The sequence below is a fragment of the Peptoniphilus pacaensis genome (genome assembly GCF_900088125.1).
Taxonomy (GTDB): Bacteria; Bacillota; Clostridia; order Tissierellales; family Peptoniphilaceae; genus Aedoeadaptatus; species Aedoeadaptatus pacaensis.
Genome location: NZ_FLQT01000003.1, coordinates 861,616 through 883,767 on the forward strand (window position 1 = coordinate 861,616; position 22,152 = coordinate 883,767).

Annotated in this window: 20 protein-coding genes; 16 read left to right on the forward strand and 4 right to left on the reverse strand. The window is 53.0% G+C overall.

Features of this window, described 5'->3' with window-relative positions; genetic code table 11:
* Positions 1-60 precede the first annotated feature (60 nt).
* From sufC to BN7444_RS04150, 7 genes are all read left to right on the forward strand, one after another.
* Positions 61-807 (forward strand): Fe-S cluster assembly ATPase SufC, encoded by a 747-nt coding sequence (gene sufC, locus BN7444_RS04120; RefSeq protein WP_068456131.1) that lies wholly within the window; start codon positions 61-63, stop codon positions 805-807.
* Positions 800-2,215, forward strand: a complete 1,416-nt coding sequence (gene sufB / locus BN7444_RS04125; RefSeq protein ID WP_068456134.1) for a Fe-S cluster assembly protein SufB — start codon at positions 800-802, stop codon at positions 2,213-2,215. The genes sufC and sufB overlap by 8 nt, the downstream gene beginning before the upstream one ends.
* Positions 2,215-3,234, forward strand: coding sequence for a SufB/SufD family protein (locus BN7444_RS04130; protein ID WP_068456137.1), 1,020 nt, complete (start codon positions 2,215-2,217; stop codon positions 3,232-3,234). The genes sufB and BN7444_RS04130 overlap by 1 nt, the downstream gene beginning before the upstream one ends.
* Entirely contained in the window at positions 3,221-4,468 is a 1,248-nt protein-coding gene (locus tag BN7444_RS04135) for an aminotransferase class V-fold PLP-dependent enzyme (protein ID WP_068456140.1), read from the forward strand. Before BN7444_RS04130 ends, BN7444_RS04135 begins: the two co-directional genes overlap by 14 nt.
* Positions 4,455-4,880, forward strand: a complete 426-nt coding sequence (gene sufU, locus BN7444_RS04140) for a Fe-S cluster assembly sulfur transfer protein SufU (RefSeq protein ID WP_068456143.1) — start codon at positions 4,455-4,457, stop codon at positions 4,878-4,880. The genes BN7444_RS04135 and sufU overlap by 14 nt, the downstream gene beginning before the upstream one ends.
* Before the next feature lie 179 nt (positions 4,881-5,059).
* Positions 5,060-5,548 carry a MarR family winged helix-turn-helix transcriptional regulator gene (locus BN7444_RS04145; protein ID WP_068456146.1) on the forward strand — a complete coding sequence of 163 codons (489 nt, stop codon included), beginning with the start codon at positions 5,060-5,062 and terminating at the stop codon, positions 5,546-5,548.
* A gap of 141 nt (positions 5,549-5,689) precedes the next feature.
* Positions 5,690-7,330, forward strand: a complete 1,641-nt coding sequence (locus tag BN7444_RS04150; RefSeq protein WP_218016006.1) for a DUF1343 domain-containing protein — start codon at positions 5,690-5,692, stop codon at positions 7,328-7,330.
* Between the two features lie 51 nt (positions 7,331-7,381).
* Here the strand turns inward: BN7444_RS04150 and BN7444_RS04155 are convergent, their stop codons facing one another.
* Positions 7,382-8,260 carry an N-acetylmuramoyl-L-alanine amidase family protein gene (locus BN7444_RS04155; protein WP_068456149.1) on the reverse strand — a complete coding sequence of 293 codons (879 nt, stop codon included), beginning with the start codon at positions 8,258-8,260 and terminating at the stop codon, positions 7,382-7,384.
* 98 nt (positions 8,261-8,358) lie between these two features.
* On the opposite strand from BN7444_RS04155, the gene murJ reads away from it, so the two are divergent.
* The 5 genes from murJ to BN7444_RS04180 all read left to right on the forward strand — a co-directional run bounded on the left by murJ (position 8,359) and on the right by BN7444_RS04180 (position 12,636).
* Positions 8,359-9,921, forward strand: coding sequence for a murein biosynthesis integral membrane protein MurJ (gene murJ, locus BN7444_RS04160; protein ID WP_068456152.1), 1,563 nt, complete (start codon positions 8,359-8,361; stop codon positions 9,919-9,921).
* A 15-nt stretch (positions 9,922-9,936) separates the two neighbouring features.
* Positions 9,937-10,242: a hypothetical protein gene (locus tag BN7444_RS04165; protein ID WP_068456155.1), complete on the forward strand. Its 306-nt coding sequence runs from the start codon at positions 9,937-9,939 to the stop codon at positions 10,240-10,242.
* A 117-nt stretch (positions 10,243-10,359) separates the two neighbouring features.
* Positions 10,360-10,800, forward strand: a complete 441-nt coding sequence (locus tag BN7444_RS04170; RefSeq protein WP_068456158.1) for a LytTR family DNA-binding domain-containing protein — start codon at positions 10,360-10,362, stop codon at positions 10,798-10,800.
* A gap of 10 nt (positions 10,801-10,810) precedes the next feature.
* Entirely contained in the window at positions 10,811-11,239 is a 429-nt protein-coding gene (locus BN7444_RS04175; protein WP_068456159.1) for a DUF3021 domain-containing protein, read from the forward strand.
* 65 nt (positions 11,240-11,304) lie between these two features.
* Complete coding sequence (locus tag BN7444_RS04180; protein WP_068456163.1) at positions 11,305-12,636, forward strand: aldehyde dehydrogenase family protein; 1,332 nt, start codon at positions 11,305-11,307, stop codon at positions 12,634-12,636.
* 54 nt (positions 12,637-12,690) lie between these two features.
* On the opposite strand, the gene BN7444_RS04185 is transcribed toward BN7444_RS04180, so the two are convergent.
* Entirely contained in the window at positions 12,691-13,872 is a 1,182-nt protein-coding gene (locus tag BN7444_RS04185; RefSeq protein WP_068456166.1) for a coenzyme F420-0:L-glutamate ligase, read from the reverse strand.
* Positions 13,873-13,984: 112 nt separating this feature from the next.
* Between BN7444_RS04185 and BN7444_RS04190 the strand changes: the two genes are divergently transcribed.
* Positions 13,985-15,334: a hypothetical protein gene (locus BN7444_RS04190; RefSeq protein WP_068456168.1), complete on the forward strand. Its 1,350-nt coding sequence runs from the start codon at positions 13,985-13,987 to the stop codon at positions 15,332-15,334.
* 54 nt (positions 15,335-15,388) lie between these two features.
* Here BN7444_RS04190 and proS read toward each other — a convergent pair whose 3' ends face one another.
* A complete protein-coding gene (gene proS, locus BN7444_RS04195; protein ID WP_068456171.1) occupies positions 15,389-16,825 on the reverse strand; it encodes a proline--tRNA ligase in 1,437 nt (478 codons plus the stop codon).
* A gap of 448 nt (positions 16,826-17,273) precedes the next feature.
* Here proS and BN7444_RS04200 point away from each other — a divergent pair, with 448 nt between their 5' ends.
* The 3 genes from BN7444_RS04200 to BN7444_RS04210 are packed head-to-tail and all read left to right on the forward strand — an operon-like array spanning position 17,274 to position 21,459.
* Entirely contained in the window at positions 17,274-19,352 is a 2,079-nt protein-coding gene (locus BN7444_RS04200; RefSeq protein WP_068456174.1) for a glutamine synthetase III domain-containing protein, read from the forward strand.
* Positions 19,353-19,360: 8 nt separating this feature from the next.
* Positions 19,361-20,968, forward strand: coding sequence for a CTP synthase (locus BN7444_RS04205; RefSeq protein WP_068456178.1), 1,608 nt, complete (start codon positions 19,361-19,363; stop codon positions 20,966-20,968).
* Positions 20,965-21,459: an NUDIX hydrolase gene (locus BN7444_RS04210; protein ID WP_068456181.1), complete on the forward strand. Its 495-nt coding sequence runs from the start codon at positions 20,965-20,967 to the stop codon at positions 21,457-21,459. Before BN7444_RS04205 ends, BN7444_RS04210 begins: the two co-directional genes overlap by 4 nt.
* Before the next feature lie 42 nt (positions 21,460-21,501).
* Here the strand turns inward: BN7444_RS04210 and BN7444_RS04215 are convergent, their stop codons facing one another.
* Complete coding sequence (locus tag BN7444_RS04215; RefSeq protein ID WP_068456184.1) at positions 21,502-22,050, reverse strand: helix-turn-helix domain-containing protein; 549 nt, start codon at positions 22,048-22,050, stop codon at positions 21,502-21,504.
* Positions 22,051-22,152: the final 102 nt, after the last annotated feature.

The following is a 22,152-nucleotide window of genomic DNA, read 5'->3' on the forward strand; positions in this document are numbered from 1 at the left end:
TGTTATAGTGAGGAGAGATATCATACGGAATCAATAGGATATAGGAGGAAGTTGTAACCGATGAATGAATTATTGAGAGTGGAAGGCGTGCGCGCCTCCGCAGGCGAAAAAGAAATTTTAAAAGGCATGAACCTGAAGGTCAACAAGGGCGAAGTCCACGTCATCATGGGCCCCAACGGCAGCGGGAAGTCCACCTTGGCCAATGTGATTATGGCGAATCCCGCCTACACCATGACCGAAGGCAAGATCTTCTTCGAAGGAGAAGACGTCACCGAGGAATCCACGGACAAGCGTGCCCGTCGCGGATTGTATTTAAGTTTCCAAACCCCCTACGAAATTCCGGGGATCAGCGTGGAAAACTTCATTCGCCAATCCCTTTTGGCTCGCGGCGAAAAGACCTCCATCGTGAAATTTAAAAAGGCTCTGGCAAAGGAAATGGAACTTCTGGACATGAAGTCGGAATACGCCGGCCGTTATTTAAACGTGGGCTTTTCCGGCGGGGAACGCAAAAAGACGGAAATCCTTCAACTCTTAATGCTGAATCCCAAGCTCGCCATTTTAGACGAAACGGACTCCGGTCTCGACGTGGATGCCGTCGCCACCGTAAGCCGCGGCTTAAAGGAATATCTGGACGGCGAAAAATCCGCCATTATTATTACGCACCACCGGGAAATTTTGAAAGAAATTCAACCGGATTTCGTACACGTCATTAACGACGGCCGCATCGTCACCGAAGGCGGAGACGAAATCATCGATCGCATCGAAGAAGAAGGCTTCGGCTGGATTAAGGATGAGAAAAATGCGTAAGACGAGAAAAAAGACTCAAATTCAAGACATGGACCGGGGGATTTACGACGAAAAAAATCCCTTCACCTATCGAAAAAAGACGGAGCAAGGCTTAAACGAATCCATCGTGCGTCAAATTTCTGCGGAAAAAAACGAACCGGAATGGATGCTGGAAAAACGTCTGGAAGCTTTAAAGATTTTTAACGAAAAAGAAAACCCCTCCTGGGGACCGGATCTGTCGGAAGTGGACATGGACAAGCTCATCACCTATATTCGCCCCGACGCGGATTTGGCCGCCGACTGGGACGACGTTCCCGAAGAAATCAGAAGCACCTTCGACAAGCTGGGCATTCCCGAGGCGGAAAAAGAAGCCATGCTCTCCGGCGTCGGCGCTCAATACGACTCGGAAGTGGTCTACCACAGTATTCAACAACACCTCTTGGATCAAGGGGTTATCTATACCGACTTTGAAACGGGTCTTCACGAATACGAAGACATCGTGAAGGAATACTTCGGCAAGTGCATCAATCCCAATCTGCACAAATACGCCGCCCTGCACTACGCCGTATGGAGCGGCGGCAGCTTCGTTTACGTGCCCGAAGGCGTGGACGTGGACGTGCCCCTGCAGTCCTACTTCCGCCTAAACGCGCCGGGAGCCGGACAATTCGAGCACACCCTGATCATTATCGAAAAAGGCGCCAAGTGCCACTTTATCGAAGGCTGCTCCGCGCCGAAATACAACGCACTGAACCTGCACGCCGGGGCCGTGGAACTTTTCGTCAAAGACGACGCCACCCTGCGTTACTCCACCATCGAAAACTGGTCGAGAAATATGTATAACTTAAACACCAAGCGGGCCATCGTAGGCAAAAACGGCAAGATCCAATGGGTCTCCGGCTCCTTCGGCTCCAAGGTGAGCATGCTCTATCCCATGAGCGTCCTGGCAGGCGACGGCGCCCAAAACGAATACACCGGCATCAGCTTTGCCGGGGCCGGTCAAAACATCGACACCGGCGCACAGGTCATTCACGCGGCTAACGACACCAAGAGCTCCATTCAATCGAAATCCATTTCAAAAGGCGGCGGCATCGGCGTCTATCGCGGACTGGTGAAAGTTACGGACGACGCCAAGCACACGAAATCCACCGTCTCCTGTGAATCCCTTATGCTCGATGACTTGAGTCGTCAAGACACGATTCCCGCCATCGACATTCACAACCGCGACGTGGACTTCGGTCACGAGGCAAAAATCGGCCGCATTTCCGACGAGGTCATCTTCTATCTCATGACCCGAGGCATTCCCGAGGAAGAGGCGCGGGCCACGGTGGTCCGGGGCTTTGCCGATCCCATTGCCAAGGAACTGCCCCTGGAATACGCCGTCGAGATGAACAATCTCATCTCCTTGGAATTAGAAGGGAGCATTGGCTAATGAAGGCACATACAGGTAATATACTAGACTATAAAACCTACTCATATTTAAATGTAAATGAAGTAGAAGTTGAAGGAAGCGAGATAAAAGGCGACGAGAAAGCTTCTGCCGCCGAAGTCTTTAAAAATTACGATTACGGCATCAGCAAAGAAATGGTGGAATATCATGACACGAGCTCCACGATTGCCAAGCATTATAATATTACGTGCGCGAAAGATCTCGGCGTCCACAGACTGGACGGCGACGAGGACGAAATCGTAACCTTAGATTTCGATGTAGCGGAAAATGCTCGCCTTACCGGTTATTTCGTATCGGAAAAGAAAGACGGTTATCGCTCCGCCCTCGTGCGCATTCACGTAAAGAAAAAGGCCGTAGCCCGCTTATATTTCGTCAATATGGACGAGAGCGAAGTGGCCAACTACCTCTCCCTCGGCGCCATCGTCGAAGAAGGAGCGAAGCTCGATTGCTACATCTTCCACATGGGAGACGGCGATGAAACCAGCAATGTGAAATGCTATTTGAAGGGCGAAAACGCCCTCGGCAATATTCAATCCATCTACCTCGGAAAGGGCGGCCAATCTTACGATTTGGTTTACGACATGATTCACGAAGGAATCGACACCACCTCGAACCTCGTCGTGGACGGTGCCCTTATGGACAATGCCTATAAGGTATTTAAGAGCCGTATCGACTTTTTGGAAGGCTCCAAGCACAGCCGGGGCAACGAAGAAGAATTTGCCATTTTATTGGATTCTACGGCGAGAAGCCTTTCCGTGCCCGCTCTCTTGAGCCACGAAGACGATGTAGAGGGCAATCACGCCGCCAGTGCGGGGAGAATCGATCAGGACATGCTCTTTTACTTCCTCACTCGCGGTTTCGACGTAAAAACCGCCGAGCGCATGATCGTCGATGCGAAATTTGCACCGGTGATCGATGCCGTCGTTTACGAAAACGAGCGCGCAATGATCTACGATCAACTGGAAACCATCTTGAGGAGGCGCGAAAATGTTACAGCCTAGCGAAATTAAGGAGATCCGCAAGGATTTTCCCTTTTTAGAACTGTCCACCAAGGACAGTCCCCTGGTTTATTTGGACTCGGCGGCGACGACGCAAAAGCCGAGACAAGTGATCGAGGCCATGAACCGCTACTACAGCTATGAAAACGGCGGGCCCCACCGCGGCGCCCACCGCCTGTCCATGGCGGCCACGGAAGTCTACGAAGGCGCCCGTGAGGCGGTGAAAGACTTCCTCGGCGCAAACAGCGTGAACGAAATCATCTTTACCAGAAACGCCACGGAAGGCTTAAACCTTCTCGCCTACTGTTGGGGCCTGGAAAACTTAAAGGCCGGGGACGAAATCGTCCTGTCCATTATGGAACACCACGCCAATTTAGTGACCTGGCAGTACGTGGCGGAAAAAACCGGCGCCAAGCTGGTCTATCTCTACATCGACGAAAACAAAGAGATTCCGAAAAAAGAAATCGAAGAAAAGATTACGGCAAAGACCAAGCTTTTGGCCATTACTCAATCTTCTAATGTTCTCGGCACCATGCCCGATGTAAAGAGCATGATCGCCTATTTGAGAAAAGTCAGTCCTGAAGCCAAGGCCGTGGTGGACGGCGCCCAAGCCGCACCCCACATGCCCGTGGATGTGAAAGATCTGGACTGCGATTTCTACGTCTTCAGCGGCCACAAAATGTTTGCCGCCATGGGGGCGGGCGTCCTCTACGGCAAGCTCGACAATCTGAACGCCTTGAAGCCCTATATGTATGGCGGCGACATGATCGAATACGTCTACGAAGATCATTCCACCTTCCTCGATGCCCCCGGACGCTTCGAAGCGGGCACCCAAGACGTGGGCGCCGCATCCAGCCTCCCCGTGGCCATCGACTATTTAAACGCCATCGGACTGGACAAGATCCACGAATACGAAAGCTATCTCGTGGACTACGCCTACGACGCCATGAGCCAAATGGACGACATCACCATCCTCTCCCGCCCCACCAATCCCAGAGGCGGACTCATTACCTTTAATTTCAACGACGTTCACCCCCACGACGTGGCATCCATCTTGGATTCCAAGGGCATTGCCATTCGCAGCGGTCACCACTGCGCCCAACCCCTGCACAGAAGCTTCGGCATTCATTTCTCCTGCCGGGCAAGCTTTGCCGTCTACAACACCATTGAAGAAGTGGACTACTTTATTAAGAACCTGGACGAAGTAAGGAGGTTGATGGGCCTTGGCACTCGATGATATTTACACCACGCTGATTATGGAAGAGTCCCGCTCGGAACACAACAAAGGGGATTTGGACAATCCGGACTTTAAAGAGCTGGGCCACAATCCGAGCTGCGGCGACGAAATCACCCTGCAGATCAAAATGGACGGCGACACGCTGAAGGATTTGTCCTACACCGGCGAAGGCTGCGCCATTTCCCAAGCCTCCACCTCCATTATGATCGACACGGTGCGGGGCAAGAGCCGGGAAGAAGCCGTGCATCTGGCCGACACCTTTATCGGCATGATTAAAGGCGTCTCCCTCACGGAAGAGGAAGAAGAAGCATTGGAAGATGCCATGGCATTCGAAGGCGTTTCCAAACTTCCCGCCCGGGTGAAATGCGCCGTGCTTCCCTGGTACACCTTGAAAAATATTTTGGAAAAGTAAAAGATGAATCGAGCCGCATGCCGCGGCTCTTTTTTTGTTTAAATATGTAAAAAGAGGAAATATATAAGTAAAATAAAGAATAAAATATCCTATAAGTGAGATGTATCTGTGGTATAATTTCAATAACATTAACCACAGTAAATCGCCGTCGATATACATACAATGCAAGGGGGGAAAGAATGGAATCCAGAGAATTTTTATGGGCCTACTGGGGTCTGGTTAAAGAAGCCTGCGAAACGAAAAACGATTTAATGGAATACTTTTCAAAGACCTACGAACTGACCCAATTGCAAGTCCTCGTCATGGGTCAAGTGGATTCCCTGGAAGACACGTCCATTCGCTCCATCGCCAGGTCTCTGCGTCGGGATCACGGCAATATATCGAAGATCTGCACCCTACTCGAAGAAAAAGGCTTCGTCTATCGACAGCGCTCGGAAACGGACAGCCGCATCGTCAATATCTACCTGACGGAAATAGGCAAGGAATACGTGGAAGAATTCCGCGGCGTCGTTTCGCCCTATTTTGAAAAAGTGGGCGAGTACTTAAGCGACGGCGACCTGCGCTTTATTTTAAAATCCATGGCCAATGTGGAAAAACTGCTCAACGAATCCGACGATGTGAAAGAAATTCGCGGCAAGACAAAACCCGAACCCTCGCCGAAAGAATAATCGAATCAAAGCCTCCGCATCTGTCCCGAGGGAAGAGGCGGAGGCTTTTTTTGCGCCTGAATATGTCAAATCCGAGTCATTCATAAGGGACTTGGGAAAATTTTCGCCCATGAATTATAATAGAGGGAGAAAGGAGAGGACATGAAGAAATTTTTTAAACTCAGCGTTTTGATACTTATCCTGTGCGGCCTGATGGCACCGGATACGGCACATGCCGAAACGGCCCGCGCCGTAAGAAGTCCCCAGGCACTCGTCGTCGACGGCCAAATGACGGAGCTGCGCGGCTACAGCATCGGCGGGTACAATTACTACCGGCTCAGAGATTTGGCACAGATCTTAAAGGGCAAGGTGGACTTCGATCTGAAAGGCGACGACAAACAGATCGTCGTCGATCGGACCAAGACCTACCAAAGCTTCCCCGGCGATCAATCGGGCGCCGCCAAGGAGCGGGCCGTGCTTCATCCCATGCAGCTGAAGGTCTTAGGCGACAGCCCGGCGGACGTCATAGAAAATGCCTACAACATTCGTGGCTTTAACTACTTCCGCCTGAGAAGCGTCGGCGCCGTGTTAGGCTTCGACGTGAGCTTTGATGAGGGAAAAAACCTGGCATTGATCACCACAAAGGCCGACAGGAAACCCGCACCGGCGCCTGTGCCTACACCTCAAGCGCCCGCGGGCCGTGTCATTTTAGGCAACGAGCGACTCCTCACGGAATACAGGGGCTTAATCGACAACAAGCGGGTGGGCCTCATTACCAATCAAACGGGCGTGGACGCCAATGGTGTGCCCGTGGCGGAAAAAATCAAGGCCTATCCCAATGCGAAGCTGGTGGCTCTCTACAGCCCGGAACACGGACTCGACGGCAAGCAAAAGGCGGGCGCCTATGTGGCAAGCTATTTCGACGCAAAGATGAACCTTCCCGTCTACAGCCTCTACGGCCCGACGAGAAAGCCCTCCCGCGACATGCTGAAGGGCGTGGACGTCTTGGTCTACGACATGCAGGACATCGGCTCGAGAACCTACACCTACATCTCCACCCTGCAAAACGCCATGTTGGCGGCGAAGGAAAATGGCATTCCCATCGTCGTCCTGGACCGGCCCAATCCCCTGGGCGGTGAAATCGTGGAAGGCTTCTTGCGTGAAACCCGCTTTAAATCCTTCGTGGGCATCGACAAAATCCCCATGGCCCACGGCATGACCGCCGGCGAGCTGGGACAATTCTTCAATCGAGAAATCGGCGCCGATCTCACCGTGGTCCCCATGAAAAATTGGACCCGGAACATGGTCTGGCAAGACACGGGCCTGCCCTTCGCTCAAACAAGCCCCAACATCCCAAATTTGGAAAGCGCCTTTTTATACATGGCCACGGGAAGCGGCGAAGGCACCGGCATCGGCCAAAGCGAATACTTCCGCTGGGTCGGCGGCAAAAATTTAGATTCCGCCGAATACGCCCGTCGGCTCAACGCAGCGAACCTCCCCGGCGTCACCTTCATTCCCGCGCCGAAAGGCTCTCGCGGCGGCGTGCGCCTGAAAGTTACGGATTGGCATACATTTAATCCGGCTCGCACCGGAGTCTACACACTGGCCGTGGCCAATCAAATGCGGCCCATTAACGTTCCTGCCTGCAAAAAACCCTATCACATGTTCTATCTGGTTCAGGGCTCGGAACAAATGGCGAACCTCTTCCGCGCAGGGGCATCGCCTGAGAGAATCGTGCAGGCCTATGAAAGCGACGTCAACGCCTTTAAGGCCCAACGCACGCAGTATCTGATTTATAAATAATCGCAAAAAAGGACAGACATTTTCCGTGTCTGTCCTTTTCATATGCTCGTGTTATCGTTGGAAATAGCGGTCCAGGGCTCGCAATATGCCCAGGGCCATGGCCTCTTGGTAGTTCGGGTCGTTGAGCTTTTTATCCTCTTCCGCATTGGACATGTAGCCGCACTCGATAAGGCTCGTAGGCATTTGGGCGAAGTTGGTGCCGGTTAGGTCGTCGCGGGCGATGGCGCCTCGGCCCTTGGCTCCCGTGGAGGCGCACATCTCGCTTAAAATCAGCTCCGACAGGCGGCGTGAGGCATCGGAGAGATGACCTACGTCGGGATTGTTTTTCGACGGGTAGTAGGTCTCGATGCCCTTTGCCGAGGCGGGACCGCCGTTGGCGTGGATCCTTAAGTACACATCGGCGCCGGAGGCGTTGGCCATGGCCGCCCGCTCTTGATTGGAAATATTTACGTCGTTGCTCTCCCTGATCATAAACACCCGGTAGCCCGCCGATTCCAATTTCCGCTTCAAGCATTGGCTGAAATTAAGATTAAATTCGTATTCGGCAATACCCGTGGCCACGCCTCGGGTGCCGTCCGCCACCTTCGCCTTGGTTTTGCCGGAGGAGGGGGCGACGGTCTCCTGCTCGGGATTGCCGTGAGCCTGGTGGCCGGCGTCGATGGCGATAAGGGGCCCTTCCCCGGGTATGGCATTGGCCGCAGGTGCTTCTTCGGCGGGCGGCTCCGCCGGGGCGGGAGCCTCTTTTTTTACTTCCGCCGCTTTTTTCTTCGCCGCCTCTTTTTTCAGTCGTTCTTCCCGTTTTTTATCGCGCAGGGCTTCTTCCTGTTTGACCTGGCGGGTGAGCTCCGCTTCGGTTTTCGCGGCGTAAATTTTCAGTCCCGCCGCCGTGACGATCAACAGAAGAATGGCGCCTAAGATCCATTTTTTCATATTTCGCTCCTTTGAACCCATTTTACCACAGATCTTTGGCAAACTTTTGAGTTCATCGGCTCTTCATTTGGTATAATGTAGCATTGTAAGGAGGCAATATGAAGAAGACATCCATCGCCAAATCCACGGTGCTCATTATTTTGTTTTCCCTGATCGGAAAAATGATGGGCTTTGTCCGTGAGTCTATGGTTGCCGCCATATTCGGGGCGGGTTTTGAAAAAGACGCGTTCGTCGCCGCCCAATCGGCTACATCGACGGTGAGTATGTACATCGTCATGGGGATCAGTACCGTATTTATCCCCAGCTTGCAATCGGTCTATTCCAAGTACGGGGAAGAGGGCAAGCATAAATTCACCAATAATATATTTACCATCGTGAGCTTGCTCACTATTTTAATTATGATCTTGGGCATCGTCGGCGCGCCCCTCTTGACCATGCTCGTGGGCCCGCGTTTCGACGCGCGGACGAAAGCCCTCACCGTTGAGCTCATACAATTGGGCATGCCCGTCATCGTCTTTTCCGCCTACGAGGGGATTTTCACCGGCTATTTGCATTTCCACAATCGCTTCGGCATGGCGGCGTCGGTGCCTATTTGGCTGAATCTGGTTTACTTAGTTTACCTGATGATTTTCTCCACGAAATTCGGCATCTACGGCCTGACCATCGTCTCCGTGCTCGCCGTGGTGGCGGAATATATATGCGTCTGGTACGGCTCCCGCCGGGTGGGCTACCGCTTCCAGCCCATACTGGATTTAAAAGACGAGCATACGAAGCAGACCCTGCTCTTGGCCATTCCCGCCATTATTACGGTCAGCGTCAACAATATTAACACCTTGGTCAACCGGGCATTGGCATCGGGGCTGGTTTCCGGCTCCATGAGTCGTTTGGACTATGCCAACAAGCTCAATGTCCTGGTCATCGGGATCTTTATTACGGCCATTACCTCGGTCATCTATCCCGCCATGAGCAAGGCCTTCGACGAAGGGGAAATGGAAAAGGGCAAGCGGATCATGAACGGCTCCGTGCGCTCGGTGCTGCTTATCACCATTCCCGCCATGGCAGGGCTCATCGTTTTGGCCCAGCCCATTGTGGAGCTCGCCTTTATGCGTGGCGTCTTTACCCAAGCCGACGCCGACGCCACGGCCATCTGCCTCCGCTTCTATACCCTGGCCCTCGTGTCCATTTCCGTAAACAATGTGCAGAACCGGGTCTTCTATAGCTTGGAAGACACGAAGACGCCCTTCTATCTCGGGGTGGTCAACGTACTCTTTAACGTAGGCTGCAATCTGCTTTTGGTACGCACCATGGGCATCAACGGCCTGGCCCTTTCCGTGTCCATCGCCCAAACCGTGGTCACCTGGTTCTCCTTCACCATGCTCAGAAAGAAAATCGGCCACATCGGCATGAAGAGCTATGTGAAGATCACCGTGAAAACCGTCATCGCCTCGGTTATCATGGGGGCCTTCGCCTACTACTTCTATTTCGGCGGCATCGGCCTTTTAGGCAATGTGGGTAACGCCGTGAAGCTCATCCACTTTACGATTACCGTCGCCCTTTCTTCCATTCTTTACTTCTTTATCCTGGACCTCTTAGGCCTCAAGGAGGTAAAGGACATTAAGAAGATCGTGGCCATTAAGATTTTAAAGAAAAAAATCGCTTAAACAGAAAGGAACGGAATGAAAGCTACCAGTGCTCGCTTAACCGACGCCGCCATGGCCTATGTCAAAAAGAAAAACATCACCGCCCTTTCCGTGGATACGCCGACCATGGCCTGTTGCGGTGTGGCCGATGTGATGAGCGCCACCGTGTCCAAGGGCCTGCCGAAAAAAGATCCCGTCGTCTACAAAAAATGCGACGACCGGGGCGTCGCCATCTACTATCCCTACTACACCGAGGTGGAGGGAGAATGCATCGTCATCGATGCGGAAAAAGCTCTCGGCATCACCCGGCTCTTCGTGGCCAACGGCATCATGGAAATATAAATTGCGGCACCTGCGGGTGCCCTTTTTTATACCGCTCAGAAGAAAAAACAAGCCGCTTGTCGAAAAAGGGCGGAAATTATCCGCCCCATCCTTTACTATAAACTCAGGAGGTGCGATATGAAGGTCGAAATCATTCTGGACGACGCCTACGAGCAGCCGTCGGTGAAAATTTACACCCGTACCGTGACGGAAGAAGTGGAAAAAATACGAGAGGCACTAAATACGGCGGCCATCGAAAAGCTGGTGGGGCTGAAGGAAGATGAGGTCTTTCTCCTGGACTACGGCAATATCCTGCGAATCTATGCTCAGGACAAAGCCGTCTACGCCGTGGCGGGGGGCGAGATTTATCGCCTGAGGCTGAGCCTTGCCTCTTGCGAGGAGCGCCTCAGGGCCCATCGCTTTTTGCGCATTTCCCGCTTCGACATCATTAATTTAGATTACGTAAAGAAACTGGATTTAAGCTTTACGGGCACCATCGCCGTGGAAATGAAAAACGGCGACGTGGTCTACGTATCTCGGCGAAACCTGCGGGGCTTTAAAGAAGCCCTGGGACTTTAGGAGGTGTCTTATGAAAACTTTAAAAAATGCGATCGTCTCTTTTTTAATCGGCGTGGGTATCGGTGCCCTTATCGAAGCCTTTGTCTCTATCGGGCTGGGCATGAACATCGCGGGCGTGCCGGAATTTGTCGATACTATCGCTCCCGGTTATGCGAAAATTATTCAGTGCCTCTGCTACGGCGGCTTCGGCCTCGTCTCTTATCTGTGCGGCGAATTTTGTAAAAGCAAGAAAGGCGCATTCTACCTCATGCATGGCCTGCACTTTTTCATCCTCCTCGTCTACTTTGTATTCGTGGGATTTTATCTGAAGTGGTTCACAGACCCGACCTCGGTCCTTTATTCCGTTCTTTCCTTCGTCGCGATCTACTTCATCATTTGGATCGCCTTCTATCTGAAAGAAAAGCGACTGGTTGAAAAAATGAACGAACAACTGAAATAAAAGCCGCCGCCACTACGGCGGTTTTTTTATTGAGAGGGGTATGAATCTCAACAGAGGTGAAAAAAATGAACAGTCACGACGCATACATCACGGCACGGGATTTTTACCGCTCGGGAAAGACCCGGCCCCTTTTATACAGAAAGAAACAACTTTTCGCCCTCCTCAAGGGCATCGATGCCTTTCGCGGAGCCATCGACGCCGCCTTAAAGGCGGATTTAAACAAATCCTCCCGAGAAGCCTTTCTCACGGAAATCTATCTGACGAAAGAAGAAATCCGCCACATGATTCGCCACATGGGAAGCTACGGCCGCACCGCGCACCCCCTTCCCGGCGTCGCCCAACTGCCGGGAAAGCTCGCCGTTCGAAGGGAGCCCTACGGCACGGTGCTCGTCATCAGCCCGTGGAACTATCCCTTCCAATTGAGCCTGCTCCCCGTGGTGGGGGCCATTGCCGCGGGCAATGCCGTGGTGGTGAAGCCCTCGGAATTCGCGCCGGAGACGGGGAAGGTGCTCAAGGCCCTCTGCGACAGCGTGCTCGATGAAGGCTTGGTGACCTTCGTCTTCGGTGAGGAAGAGGCGGCGAAAGCCCTCTTGGCCGAGCCCTTCGACAAAGTGTTTTTTACGGGAAACGGCGACGTGGGCCGCTCGGTGATGAAACAGGCGGCGGCGCACCCGGCTCCGGTGACCTTGGAGCTCGGGGGAAAGAGCCCGGTCATCGTCGATAAGACCGCCGACATCCCCATGGCGGCGAAGCGCATCGCCTTCGGCAAAACCATGAACGCCGGGCAGACCTGCGTGGCGCCGGACACGGTCTACGTCCACCCGTCGAAAAAAGAAGCCCTGATCAACGGGCTGCTGGATGCCTTCGAGGAAGCCTTTCCCACGGAAGATTACTTTATTCACGAAACCGTGCGCATGAACCATCGGGGCCGCTACGAGCGCATGAAAGAGCTGGCAAAAGAAGGGGACCTTCGCACGAAGCATCCCCGCATTTTTTACGACGAGAGCCTCCACGTCTTTCCCTGTGTCGTGGAAAATCCACGGGGCCGTTTGCTCGAAGAAGAAATCTTCGGGCCCCTGTTGCCGGTGGTGGCCTACGAATCGGAAGAAGCACTTTTTGCCGAATTAAGGGAAAAAGACAAGCCCCTGGCCCTCTATCTCTTTTCAGAAGACGAGGCCTTTATTCGCCGCGCCATTCATTCCATCGACAGCGGCGGCGTCTGCGTCAACGACACCCTTCTGCATCTGGCGTCGAACAAGGCGCCCTTCGGAGGCGTCGGGCCTTCGGGCATGGGCACATACCACGGCAAGTGGAGCTACGACACATTCTCCCGACCCCGAACCGTGTTGAAAAAGTCGCGCCGATTCGACATCTCCCTGCGCTACCATCCCTTTTAAATTTGAGCATAGAAAAAGCCCCGAAGCTAATTTCGGGGCTTTCATTATAGACGATTAGTCATTTGCGTAATTGTCGAAGTAACCTTGAACCATGACCACCGGCGTTCCCTTGTCGCCGCTGCCGCTGGTTAAGTCGGCGAGGGAGCCTAAAAGGTCGGTGAGACGACGGGGCGTGGTGCCTAAAGTTTCGTCCTTGCCTAAAAGGTCCACATCCTTTTCGTGAATGCGATCCACGATGGCCGCTTCCATTTCTTCCGTGCTCATGTCCTTTAATTCCGTATCGGCCAGATACTTCATCTTGAGCTCGTTGGGCGTGCCTTCCAGGCCGCTGGTGTAGGCGGGGGAGACCACGGGGTCTGCCAGTTCCCAAATCTTTCCGACGGGATCTTTAAAGGCACCGTCGCCGTAGATCATGACTTCGAAATGTGTGCCGAAGTGTTCGTTCAGGCGTTTTTGCAGGGCATCTACAAAGATTTGTCCGTCTCTCGGGAAGAGCTTAATCTTTTCCGGGCCGGCCATGTTGCTGCCCAAAAGACCGTATTGGTCGTTGTAGCCGTGTTCGTCGGTTTTGTGAGCCAGGATATCGTCCAGACCCAGGACCAAATTGCCGCCGTTGTCCTTCAGCTCCCGCTTAATGAGCTCGCGGGTGTGAATGCTTGCCACCAACACGTCCTTGGTGTAGGAGAGAATGGTGCGGGGGTCGTTGGAGAAATAGATTTCGCTGTTCGGAGCGATTTCTTTATAGAGCTTCACATAGTCGATGCCGGTGAATTCGTGTTTCACTTCTTCGCCGAAGAGCTCGCGGTATTCCGCTTCCGTGATGACGTCGCGGTAGGGGTTGATTCCCGTGCCGTAAAGCTTGTTTTCGTCCATCAAGTGATTGCCCACTTCGTCGGAAGGGAAGCTCAGCAAAATATGGAGCTTGCGGCCGCTTTTTGCGAGACCCTTTAAGATCGTGGAAAAGCGGTTCCGCGATAAGATCGGAAAAACGACGCCGAAGGGGCCGTCAAAGGTGTCGGCCACGTCCTTGGCAATGTCGTCCACCGTGGCGTAATTGCCTTGGCTTCTGGCGACCAAAGATTCCGTGACGCAGATAATATCTTTGTCTCTCGTCTTGATGCCTTCCGATTCGATGGCTCGTTTCACCGAATCAAAAACCACATCCACCAAATTGTCGCCTTCCTTCACGATGGGAAGTCGAATGCCTCGGGTTGTCGTTCCAATATAACGCTTCATGTACGTATCGCCTCTTTCATATTCAAAAGTAAAAAATGACTATACTATTCTACCATACTTCGCCAAAAGGTGGTATGATGAACGTCAAAGAGATGGTAAAGGAGGACGGTCGGTGCAGGGTGCGATTCGACGACGCAGGGATTTTTTCCGCAGCCATTGGGTGATGCTCATCATTTTGTGGTTGCTTTTTTTTGAGCGCCTGTGGATGCTCTCCCGCCTGGGGGCCTCGTACAATATAAACAGCGCCGACATCAGCTACATCAAATCGGGGATCACCCTTTACCGCACCGGCGCATTCACCATGAACGGCCTCATCAGCGCCCAAGTGATGCCCGGGCTTTCCGCCCTCATCGCCCTCTTCTGCGCCATTTTCGGCACGGGGAGCGGCCTGTGGCTTCCGTTAAAGCTCGCCTGGTGCATCATGGGGAGCTTGGCCGCTTGGTTTACCTATCTGGCCATTAGGGAAAAGGCACCGGCTTATGCCGGCCTCATCGTGGCCCTGTTCTTTTTTGCGCCGGACTTCGCCTGGCAGGACAATGTGATTTTAACGGAGACCCCTTACTTATTTCTCGTGAGCCTCTACCTTTACGGCACCATGCGCATGGGGAATCGAAAGGATTGGGCGGGATTTGCGATTATGGCCATTAGCGCCTATTTGGCTTTTCTCCTGCAGACCCGGGCCCTCTGCCTCTTCCTTCTGCCCCTGCCCTACCTTTGGATCAAAAAATACCCCTCCGGCCGCCTCTACCTGCAGGCCTTTATGGTATTCATCGCCCTCTTGGCCTTTATGCTCCCCTGGAGCGTGAGAAATTACAAACACTTCCGCGCCTACATTCCCACCACCTACGGCATGGGCCATTCCCTGCTTCTCGGCACCTATCAAGGGGAGGGCTATCCTCCCGAAGAGCTATTCGATCGCTCGAAATACGTGGACGAGGTGTATGAGGAACACGCCTTTTTGAAAGACAAAGACGGCCGCTTTGCGCCGAAACACGAGCGCTATTTCGAACTGCTGGCCGACGAAAAACTGGCCCGGGCACGCATGGTCTATTGGTGGAAGCACGACCGGGAGTCCATGGTGAGAAGCTACCTTTGGCTCAAGCCCAAAGCCATGTTTTCCGCAAGCTTTTATTGGGACGAAGTCGTTCCCCACACGAAGCATGCCATTGTGCTTTTGAGGAAAGCGGGCTTTTTCCCGGCCATGGCGGCGGCAGCGGCGGCGCTTTTGGCGCGAAAATACCGAGCGGAAACCTTTTTCGCCCTCTTCGCCTACCTGGTGCAAATTTACATCATGGCCTACGCCTTCGCCTTCGATCGCTACGCCCTCACCTTATTGCCCTTCCGCTTTATGGCCGTGGGCTTTTTGATCCCCGCCGCGGCGTCCGTCGCAGGCGGCATCATGCGCTACCTTCGCGGCAAGCGCGCCTACAGAGAAGGGCTCAAGAAACAGGGGCAAGAATAATTTTAGACACAATAAAAGCACCCGGAAATTCTCCGAGTGCTTTTTTCTCGCCCATTAATAAGCCTTGGCGTAGTAAACCATGTGCTTAGCGGGTTTGCCGCAGTGGACACAGGTATCCGACAGATGTTCTTCTTCGAAGGGGATGCAGCGAATGGTGGCGGTCGTTTCGTCTTTGATTTCCGCTTCGCATTCCGCATCGCCGCACCACATGCCTTTAAGGAAGACATTGCCTGCGGCCATTTTTTCTTTAAATTCGTCGAAGTCCGTCACTACGAAGGTATTGTCGTCCATACGTTTTTTCGCTGCGTCGAACATGTCTTTTTGAATGGTTTCCAACATGTCGTTGACTTGTTCGGCCATGTTGTCCATGGGGACGAAGGTCTTTTCGTTAGTGTCGCGACGGACGAAGACTACTTGATTCTTTTCGATGTCCTTGGGTCCGATTTCGATGCGCAGGGGCACGCCCTTCAGTTCCCATTGATTGAACTTCCAGCCCGGGCTGTATTGTTCCCGGTCGTCCAATTCCACGGTGAAGCGGCCCTTTAAGCTGTCGTAAAGTTCTTGGGCTTTTTCCTCGACGCCGCCTTTGTGCATGGCGATGGGCACGATAACCACTTGAGTCGGTGCCACGTGGGGCGGCATCACCATGCCGCGGTCGTCGCCGTGAACCATAATAAGGCCCCCGATCAGGCGGGTGGAAATGCCCCAGCTCGTGGTCCATGCCGTGGCGAGCTTGCCTTCTCTGTCTTGGAACTGAATGTCGAACATTTTTGCGAAGTTTTGGCCCAAGTTGTGGCTCGTGCCTGATTGCAGGGCTTTGCCGTCGTGCATCATGGCTTCCAAGGTGTAGGTGGCGTCGGCGCCGGCAAAGCGTTCCGACTCGCTCTTCTTACCTAAGAGCACGGGGATGGCCATTTCGTCTTCGATGACTTGGCGATAAATTTCGTGAATGCGCAAGGTTTCTTCTTGAGCGTCTTCATAGGTTTCGTGAACCGTATGGCCTTCTTGCCACAAAAATTCCACGGTGCGCAGGAAGGGACGGGTCGTCTTTTCCCAGCGGAAGACGGAGCACCATTGGTTAATTAAAACCGGCAGGTCGCGGTAGGTTTGCACCCATTTGGAATACATGGAGTTAATAATGGTTTCCGAGGTGGGGCGCACGATTAAGCGTTCCGCCAGCTCTTCGTCGCCGCCGTGGGTCACCCACAATACTTCCGGGGCAAAGCCGTCGAAGTGTTCCACTTCTTTTTGAAGCAAATGTTCCGGAATGAGCATGGGGAAATAGGCGTTTTTATGACCCGTTGCCTTAAAGCGGCGGTCAGCCTCTTCCTTAATGCGTTCCCAAACGGCGAAACCGTAGGGGCGAATGATCATACAGCCTCTGACCGGGGCGTAGTCGGCCATTTCCGCCTTTAATACGACGTCGGTATACCATTGGGCGAAATCATCGTCCCGGGAAGTAATCTCTCTTACAAATTTTTCTTCAGCCACGTTTTGCCTCCTAAACTCAATAAAAAAACCACGGTTTCTCAGGGACGAAAAACCGTGGTACCACCCAAATTCAATACCTTTAACAGGTATCCTTCATGTCTTAACGGGACAAGCGGTCCGGTTTACGGACAACTCCGGAGCGGGATTCCGCAAGCGGCCATCGTCGAATCTTGCAGTCGGTGGATTCGACTCCCTGAGATTTTCATCTTGCGTACTTTTCTCCATCAAAGTCTTTTGATTACATTTATTATACAGGGAAGAGCCCGGTTGTCAAGTGAAGGAGGTGTAAAATTTATTTTTTTGCGCCTCGAAGGCCCCGAGTTCTTGACATTGAAATTTCCATTGACTATTATAAAAGAAAACACCCCTTGCGCCGCGAGGGTTCTATAGGTTTTTTTATATTGGTTATCTTTCGAGAGAACCAATTTTTTCTATTTTAGGAGGAAATATGGATCTAGACAAAAAGTTCGGGGAGATGGCGTTTAACAAGCGCATGATGCGGGAAAGGCTGCCCCACGCCATTTATTATCGGTGGAAAAATGCCATCCGAAACGAAGTGCCCTTGGATCGGGAGACCGCCGATGCCATCGCCCACGCCATGAAGGAATGGGCTCTGGAGAAAGGCGCCACCCATTACTGCCACTGGTTTCAACCTTTAAACGGCCTCACGGCGAAAAAACACGACGCCTTTTTGGACCGCACGGACACCTATGAAGTGATTCAACGCTTTTCAGGCAAGGAATTGATTCGCGGCGAAAGCGACGGCTCCTCTTTTCCCACCGGCGGCATGCGCAGCACCTTCGAAGCCCGGGGCTACACCTATTGGGACGCCACGGCCAATTCCTTTATTATCGACCGGATCTTATACATCCCCACGATCTTCGTTTCCTTTAACGGGGACAAACTGGACAAGAAGGGCCCCTTGCTCGCATCCATGGGCCTTATCAGCGAACACGGCTCCCGAGTGGTGAACCTCTTTGAAAAGGACGAGTACACCTATCGCATGAAGCCGAAGGTGGGCCTGGAACAGGAATTTTTCCTCATCGACAAACATCATTACGACAAACGGAGCGATTTAAAAAGCGTGGGCCGCACCTTAATCGGCGCCGGCGCCCCCAAGGGACAAGAGATGGGCGACCACTACCTGGGCGGCATTCCCAAGCGGGTCATGGCCTTTTACGAAGAAGTCAACGAAAAGCTGTGGGAGCTGGGCATCTTTGCCAAGACCGAGCACAACGAAGTGGCCCCCTGCCAATTCGAAATCGTGGCATTGTTTGAAAACGCCAATATCGCCGTGGATTACAATCAGCTCATTATGAGCATATTAAAGGAAACGGCGGCGGCCTACGATTTGGTCTGTCTGCTTCACGAAAAGCCCTTTGCCGGCGTCAACGGCAGCGGCAAGCACAACAACTATTCCCTCACCACCAATTACGGCAAAAACGTCTTTGATCCCGGGGACAATCCCAAAGAAAACCTCACCTTCCTCTTATTCCTCTCGGCCATGATTGAAGCCGCCGACGACTACGCGCCTCTGTTTCGCATTGCATCGGGAGGCCCGTCCAACGACCGTCGCTTAGGCGGTTTGGAAGCGCCGCCTTCGATTATATCCATATTCCTCGGAAACGACCTGGAAGAGATTTTAAAAGACATCGCCCACGAAGAGTACCACGCCAAGATCGAGGCGCCGCCTGCGATCAAGATCAATTCCCTGGGCTACACGCCGCGGGATTCCAGCGACCGCAACCGCACCAGCCCCTTGGCTTTCACGGGAAACAAATTCGAATTCCGCATGGTGGGCTCCTCCATGACCGGGGCCGATGCCAATATCGTCATTAACACCACTTTGGGCCACAGCCTGAAGAAAATGGCCGATCGCCTGGAGCCCTTCGCGGAGGACGAAGAGGCCCTGAGAAAAGAAGCCTATACCATGATCGCCGAAATCGTCAGCGCCCACGAGCGCATCCTCTACAACAAAGACAATTACGCCCAAGCCTGGGTAGAAGAAGCTGAGCGCCGGGGCCTGCCCCACTACCGCACCTTCTTCGAAGCCATTCAGGCGCTGAAGGACAAGGACTTAATCAAAATTTTCGGCGACTACGACGTCATGAGCGAAAGCGAAGTGGAAGCCATTTACGAAGTGGGCCTGGAATCCGTGTCCGTCCACGGTTTTCTCGAAGCGAGAACCCTCATGACCATGCTTTCCAAAGACGTGGAGCCGGCGGTGGTGGCGGAATTAAACGACATTTTAAACGTCACCGGTCGCTTGGAAAATGCGGCACTGGAAGAGCGCCTTCAAACCTTAAACGTGCTCTTTGAAGAGCTCCTCTTGCGGCACAAAAAACTAAAGGCGTCCTATGCCAAGGCCAAGACCTTGGAAGGCTACGAACGGGCGGAATTTTTTGAAAAAGAAATCATCACCCAATTCCCCCATATACGAAAGATCTGCGACGAATTGGAAAATCGCATTTCCAGAAAACATTGGATGATTCCCACCTACGAAGATATTTTCACAGGACTCAATTAGGAGGCATTATGACTAAGTATATTTTTGTAACCGGCGGCGTCGTTTCAGGCATCGGCAAAGGCATTAGCGCGGCGAGTATCGGCCGTTTGTTAAAAAATCGCGGCTTCAGCGTGTTTATGCAGAAATTCGATCCTTATCTGAACGTGGATCCCGGCACCATGAGCCCCTACCAACACGGGGAAGTCTTCGTCACCGCCGACGGGGCGGAAACGGACCTGGACCTGGGCCACTACGAGCGCTTTATCGACGAAGAGCTCACCAAGGCCGCCTCAGTGACCACGGGCAAAATTTATTCCCGCGTCATTAAAAAAGAACGCCGCGGCGACTACGACGGGGCCACGGTACAAGTCATCCCCCACGTCACCGACGAAATCAAACACGCCGTCTACCGCGCCGGCAAAGAATCCGGAGCCGACGTAGTCATCACCGAAATCGGCGGCACCGTCGGCGACATCGAAGGGCTGCCCTTTATCGAAGCCATTCGCCAAATCCACTCGGAATGTCCCGTAGAAGACGTGCTCTTCGTGCATACGGTGCTGATCCCCGTGATTCCGGGAAGCGACGAGCTGAAGACCAAGCCCACCCAACACAGCTTTAAACAGCTTATGAGCCAGGGGATCAAGGCGGACATCATCATTACCAGAAGCGACGGCGCCATCGACGCCTCCATTCGCAACAAAATTTCCCTTTTCTGCGACGTGCCCAAGGAAAATGTCATCGAATCCCGCCACGTGGGCCTGATCTACGAACTGCCCAATGTGTTCAAAGAACAAAATCTCGACGAAATCATTATGAACCACTTAAAGCTGGAGCCGAAAGAACTCATGGCCGACGACTGGCGCCACATGGTGGAAGCCTTTAAACAGGCGGAAGGCGAAATACGCATCGCCCTCGTGGGCAAATACGTGCAACTTCACGACGCCTACCTCTCCGTCTCCCAAGCCCTTTTGGATGCGGGCTACGACATGGGCCGTTTGGTCACCATCGACTACGTGGATGCGGAAGATTTAGTAGACGATGCCGCCCTGGATAAGGCATTGAAAGACGTTCACGGCATCCTGGTCCCCGGCGGCTTCGGCGAACGGGGCATCGAAGGCATGATCCGCGCATCGAAATACGCCCGGGAACACAAAATCCCCTACTTCGGCATCTGCCTCGGCATGCAAATCGCCGTCATCGACATCGCGAGAAACATCGCCGGCTTAAAAGACGCCAACTCCACGGAATTTGACGTAGACGCCACCTATCCCGTCATCGACCTGATGGAATCTCAGGTAGGCGTGGAAAACATGGGCGGCACCCAACGGCTGGGCAACTACCCTTGCCACATTTTGGACGACACCCGCGCCAAAAAGCTCTACAACGAATCGGATATTTTAGAGCGCCATCGCCACCGCTACGAATTCAACAACGAATTCAGAGGCGTGCTCAGACAAGCCGGCCTCACCATCGCCGGTATCAACGAAGATTTGGACCTGGTGGAAATCATCGAGCTGGATCAGGACAGCTACTTCGTCGCCTGCCAATTCCATCCGGAATTTAAATCCAGACCCAATCACATCCATCCCCTGTTCCACGGATTCGTCGAAGCGGCCGGGAAGCGGGCCTTGCGGTGAGAGAGTACTGGGATCTTTACGACAAAGACAATCGCCCCACCGGCGAAACCCTGGCCCGAGGCGAGCGCATGCCCAAAGACCGCTATCACCGCGTAGTGGAAGCCTGGATCCGCACCCACGACGGGCGCTACATCCTGCAAAAGCGCTCCATGAAAAAGAAAAACTACCCGGGCTACTGGTCCTGCACCGCCTGCGGCAGCGTCGTCAAAGATGAGGCGCCGGACGATGCCATGATTCGGGAAATGAAAGAAGAAATGGGCGTGGAGCTGACAAAAGAAGAGCTGGTCCTGGACCGAATCATCACGGAATTTCCCGCCCACTACTATATCTACCGCATTGAAAAAGAACTGACGGAAGAAGACATTACCTTGGATCCGGCGGAAGTGGACGACTTTATCTTTTTAGACAGAGACGAAGTTATGGACTGGGTGGAAACCAAGCACATGACCAAACTTTCTTACTACAAAGACTTTTTCTTAGGATGGAAATAAAAAAACAGGGATCGGAAGACCCCTGTTTTTTCAAATCACAAATCACGGCATAAAGACCCAAATAGACAAACAGGGCTCCCGGCCCTCGTTAAACAGCGCATACTTCGCCGAGCGGTCGAAGACCACGCTGTCGCCGGATGCCACGGAATAAGCCACATCGTCCAACATCACCGTGAGCCTGCCCGCCAAAATAAAGCCGAAAGCCTCTCCGCTTTCACCGATGGTGGGCACCACATCCTTCCTTTCCGTCGTTTCAAAACGCATCTCCACCACCTCGTAGTGGCGACGGTTTTCAGGCGACAAAAGGCGCAAACGCCGGTCGGCGGCGCCGCTGTCGATCATGTGGTGTTCGCCGCAGCGAATAATCGTGGGCTTTTTCTTCGACGGCACGTCCTCGAAAAATTCCCCCATGGTCGTATGTAAGGCGTCGACAATGCGCAACATGGCGTTCACCGAAGGCGATACCAAGTCCCGTTCGATCTGACTGATCAGCCCCGTGGACAGATTGGCGGCCTCCGCCAGATCCTTAATACTCATGCCCAAAGCCTTGCGCATGGTACGAATTTTTTGTCCCGAAAACTTTCCGGACATACAACACACCCCCTCATCCGAGACTGCATATATACTAAGTACAGTATACCACAAAATTTAAAAAGTTGAAAAAGAAGAAAGAAAAAGGCCGAGGCCGAATAT